Source organism: Saccharopolyspora sp. NPDC002686, from assembly GCF_040295745.1.
GTDB lineage: Bacteria > Actinomycetota > Actinomycetes > Mycobacteriales > Pseudonocardiaceae > Saccharopolyspora > Saccharopolyspora oryzae.
On sequence record NZ_JBEOVY010000490.1, the window covers coordinates 1 to 4,524 of the forward strand.

4 protein-coding genes and 1 tRNA gene are annotated in these 4,524 nt (G+C 68.3%); 4 read left to right on the forward strand and 1 reads right to left on the reverse strand.

The genetic code is table 11. The annotated features are described in order from the left end of the window. A tRNA-Glu gene (locus ABTZ89_RS36160) sits at positions 1-76 on the forward strand. Positions 77-201: 125 nt separating this feature from the next. Here the strand turns inward: ABTZ89_RS36160 and ABTZ89_RS36165 are convergent. Further along, complete coding sequence (locus tag ABTZ89_RS36165; RefSeq protein WP_270951129.1) at positions 202-903, reverse strand: IclR family transcriptional regulator; 702 nt, start codon at positions 901-903, stop codon at positions 202-204. An 88-nt stretch (positions 904-991) separates the two neighbouring features. Here ABTZ89_RS36165 and leuC point away from each other — a divergent pair, with 88 nt between their 5' ends. The 3 genes from leuC to ABTZ89_RS36180 all read left to right on the forward strand — a co-directional run bounded on the left by leuC (position 992) and on the right by ABTZ89_RS36180 (position 3,993). Beyond that, positions 992-2,395, forward strand: coding sequence for a 3-isopropylmalate dehydratase large subunit (gene leuC, locus ABTZ89_RS36170; RefSeq protein ID WP_270951130.1), 1,404 nt, complete (start codon positions 992-994; stop codon positions 2,393-2,395). Positions 2,396-2,420: 25 nt separating this feature from the next. Then, a complete protein-coding gene (leuD, locus tag ABTZ89_RS36175; RefSeq protein ID WP_270951131.1) occupies positions 2,421-3,023 on the forward strand; it encodes a 3-isopropylmalate dehydratase small subunit in 603 nt (200 codons plus the stop codon). Between the two features lie 232 nt (positions 3,024-3,255). Further along, complete coding sequence (locus ABTZ89_RS36180; protein ID WP_270951132.1) at positions 3,256-3,993, forward strand: HU family DNA-binding protein; 738 nt, start codon at positions 3,256-3,258, stop codon at positions 3,991-3,993. The last annotated feature ends 531 nt before the right edge of the window (positions 3,994-4,524 follow it).

Sequence of the window (4,524 nt, forward strand, 5' to 3'; positions counted from 1 at the left end):
GGTCCCGTCGTCTAGCGGCCTAGGACGCCGCCCTCTCAAGGCGGTAGCGCGGGTTCAAATCCCGTCGGGACTACCACGGAAGCCCCCACACATCGAGTGGGGGCTTCTTTGTGTGTTGGTCCAGCTTGGCCGGGGGCTGGGTTGGGTGGGGTGTTTTGGGCGGGCCCTCTTTTGGGCCCGCGCCTTTGTTGGGTTTGGGGTTTACAGGCGGTTTTGTAGGGCTTCTGCTGCTGCTAGTAGGTCTGCTGCCCAGCGGGCTCCTGGGCGGCGGCCCATTCTGTCGATCGGGCCTGAGACCGATATCGCCGCTACTACCTGGCCTTGGGCGTCCTTCACCGGGGCGCTCACACTGGCCACGCCCGATTCCCTTTCCGCGACGCTCTGGGCCCAGCCCCTCCTTCGGACCTCCATGAGGGTTCGCTCGCCGTACACCGCTTCTGCTAGGACCGCTCGTTGCGTGGCCGGGTCCGACCAGGCCGCGAGGACCTTGGCACCGGAGCCTGCGAACATCGAGAGGGCCGTGCCCACCGGGACTGTGTCCCGAAGACCGCTCGGGGGTTCCGCGGTGGCGATGCACAGGCGCTGCATGCCGTCCCGGCGGTAGAGCTGGACGCTTTCGCCCGTGATGTCCCGGAGTTTGGGCAGTACCGTGGTAGCTGCTTCCAGCAACGGGTCCACTGCTCCGCCCGCGAGCTCCGCGAGAGCCGCTCCCGGGCGCCAGCGCCCGTCCGAATCCCTGCGCAGGAGGCGGTGCACCTCCAGGCCCACCGCCAAGCGGTGCGCCGTTGCCCTCGGCAGACCCGTGCGGCTGCACAGTTCCGCGAGGCCGCACGGTTCATTGGCAACGGCCTGCAGAACGGCCACTGCCTTGTCCAGTACTCCGATGCCGCTATGCTGTCCCACGTACCGATACTAACTTCCCGGCATCTGGGAAGTCCACTCTGTGGGAAGACCCGTTCCGGGGTCTCGGCAGGCTCGACTGGGAGCAGCGATGGGAAAAACGCTCGCGGAGAAGGTTTGGGAAGCGCACATCGTGCGCCGCGGTGAAGGCCACGAGCCAGACCTGCTCTACATCGATCTCCACCTGGTGCACGAGGTGACCAGTCCGCAGGCCTTCGAAGGGCTCCGGCTGGCCGGCCGCAAGGTGCGCCGCCCCGACCTCACGCTGGCCACCGAAGACCACAACGTGCCCACCACCGGGATCGACCTGCCGATCGCCGACCCGGTCTCGCGCACCCAGGTCGAGACCTTGCGCAAGAACTGCGCGGAATTCGGCGTCCGGCTGCACCCGATGGGCGATGCCGAGCAGGGCATCGTGCACGTCGTCGGTCCGCAGCTCGGGCTGACCCAGCCCGGCACCACCGTGGTCTGCGGCGACAGCCACACCTCCACGCACGGCGCGTTCGGCGCGCTGGCCTTCGGCATCGGCACCTCCGAGGTCGAGCACGTGCTGGCCACCCAGACGCTGCCGCTGAAGCCGTTCAAGACCATGGCCATCAACGTCGAGGGCACCCTGCGTCCAGGAGTGACCAGCAAGGACGTGATCCTGGCCGTGATCGCCAAGATCGGCACCGGCGGCGGGCAGGGCTACGTGCTCGAGTACCGCGGCGAGGCGATCCGCCAGCTGTCCATGGAAGCCCGCATGACGATCTGCAACATGTCGATCGAGGCGGGCGCCCGCGCGGGCATGATCGCGCCGGACGAAACGACTTTCGAGTACTTGAAGGGACGTTCGCACGCCCCCGAGGGCGCCGAGTGGGACGCCGCGGTCGAGTACTGGAAGACGCTGCGCACCGATGACGACGCCACTTTCGACGCAGAAGTCACGCTGAACGCCGACGAGCTCACGCCTTTCGTCACCTGGGGCACCAACCCGGGCCAGGGCCTGCCGCTGGGCGAGCGGGTGCCGGACCCGGCGCAGATCGCCGACGAGGGCGAGCGCTTCGCCGCCGAGAAGGCGTTGGCCTACATGGGCTTGACGGCGGGCACGCCGCTGCGCGAGGTGTCGGTCGACACGGTGTTCCTGGGCTCCTGCACCAACGGCCGCATCGAGGACCTGCGCGCCGCCGCGGAGGTCCTGAAGGGCCGCAAGGTCGCGCAGGACGTGCGGATGCTGGTCGTGCCGGGCTCGATGAAGGTCCGCAAGCAGGCGGAGTCCGAAGGGCTGCACGAGGTTTTCACCGCCGCCGGCGCGGAATGGCGTTCGGCCGGTTGTTCGATGTGCCTGGGCATGAACCCGGACCAGCTGACCCCGGGCGAGCGCAGCGCCTCGACCTCCAACCGCAACTTCGAGGGCAGGCAGGGCAAGGGCGGCCGCACCCACCTGGTCTCGCCGCTCGTGGCCGCCGCCACGGCGGTGCGCGGCACCCTGTCCTCGCCCGAAGACCTCGACTGAAACCCACCCACCAGGAGCAGTGACGATGGAACCGTTCAAGACGCACACCGGGGTCGGCGTCCCGCTGCGCCGGTCCAACGTGGACACCGACCAGATCATCCCGGCGGTCTACCTCAAGCGGGTCTCCCGGACCGGATTCGAGGACGCGCTGTTCGCCGCCTGGCGGGGCGACGAGGACTTCATCCTCAACCAGGAGCCGTTCCGCGCCGGCAGCGTGCTGGTCGCCGGACCGGACTTCGGCACCGGATCTTCGCGCGAGCACGCCGTGTGGGCGCTGAAGGACTACGGCTTCCGGGTGGTCATCTCCAGCCGCTTCGCCGACATCTTCCGCGGCAACTCGGGCAAGCAGGGCCTGCTGGCGGCCGAGTGCGAGCAGTCCGATGTGGAACTGCTGTGGAAGCTCTTGGAGAACGAGCCGGGTACCGCCGTCACGGTGGATCTGGAGCAACGGACCGTGCACGCCAAGGATCTCACCGTGTCGTTCCGCATCGACGACTACACCCGCTGGCGGTTGCTGGAAGGGCTCGACGACATCGGTTTGACGCTCCGGCACGCCGAGACGATCGACACTTTTGAGCAGCAGCGGCCGAGCTTCAAACCGGCCACGCTGCCCGCTCCCGCGGAGTGATCGCGGCTTGACCGGGTGGCGGATTCTTTCTGCTGTGCAAGGAAAAATCCGCCACCCGGCGCACAACTGAACAGTTGCTCCACGAGCACTGCGGCCCCGTTGCCCGGAGACGAATGCCCGCGCCCCCAACGAAAAAATGGGGCGTGGCGATTGGCATTTGTTTATCCGGGGCTTTACCGTTGACATTGAGTCGGCCCAACGGGGCCGTTGTTGTGTCCTGGGAGGGACTGAAGTGAACAAGGCCCAACTCATCGAGGCTCTGGCAGAACGCCTCGGAGACAAGAAGACCGCCAGCCAGGCTGTGGAAAACGTCGTGGACATCATCGTTCGCAACGTCAACAAGGGCGAGAAGGTCAACATCACCGGCTTCGGCGTTTTCGAGAAGCGGGCCCGTGCCGCGCGTACCGCCCGCAACCCGCGCACCGGTGAGTCCGTGAAGGTCAAGAAGACCAACGTCCCCGCCTTCCGCGCCGGCACCCAGTTCAAGGAAGTCGTGGGCGGACAGCGGAAACTGCCGCGCCAGTCCTCGGTCAAGGCGGCCACCACCCGCGGTGCCACCACCCGGACCGCCGCCGCCAAGACCACCGCCAAGGCTCCGGCCGGTACCAAGGCGAAGGCGACCACCACCCGCGCCGCCGCGACCAAGACCACCGGTCGCGCGACCACCAAGGCCGCCGCCACCAAGGCGACCGCCACCAAGGCCGCGCCGAAGGCCGCCGCCACCAAGGCTGCGCCGAAGGCCGCTGCCACCAAGGCGACCGCCACCAAGGCCGCGCCGAAGCGGACCACGAAGGCCGCCACCACGAAGGCGAGCACGACCAAGGCGACCACCGCCAAGGCCAGCACCGCCAAGGCGACCACCAAGCGGGCCAGCACTGCGAAGGCCAGCACCACCAAGGCCACCGCTGCCAAGACGACCCGTCCGGCGACCAAGAAGGCGACGACGACTCGCAAGTCCACCAAGAAGTGAGTGCTCGCCGCTGCAGCGAGCAACAGTGGACCGAGCGGGCGGCCACCTGAACCCGGCCATCGGGATGAGGTGCCGCCCGCTCTCGGCTGGAAGCCTCCGATCCGCTCGGAGGGGAGGCTCCGGCCAGCGGCGGAGCGGCGTCCAGGTGCGACACTGCGCACGGACGTCCGCTCGCGGCGAGAACGGGCCTGAGCGGTCCGCAGCCGCCGGAACACCGGTCGGCCGCGACCGATGCCCGGCCGGGCGTTCGCAACGCCCCCACGGCGCGATCAGCGCCCAACAGCGGTGCCAGACCGCTGAATTCCGGAGCCGGGGCGTCGGCACTTCTCTGCCGGCGCATCCGACCCGGACATCAGGCGAATCGCTTGCGAGCGGAGTTCGCGAATCAGCCTTCACCGGGCACCGGCATCCCGCCGCCGTCAACGCGGCCGGACGATGCGCGGTACCGACATCGTTTCGCCCAGCAGAAGCTCGTGAGCGCTTAATGGCGCTATAACGCCACAAAGCGCTCACGAACCATGCATTGCTGAC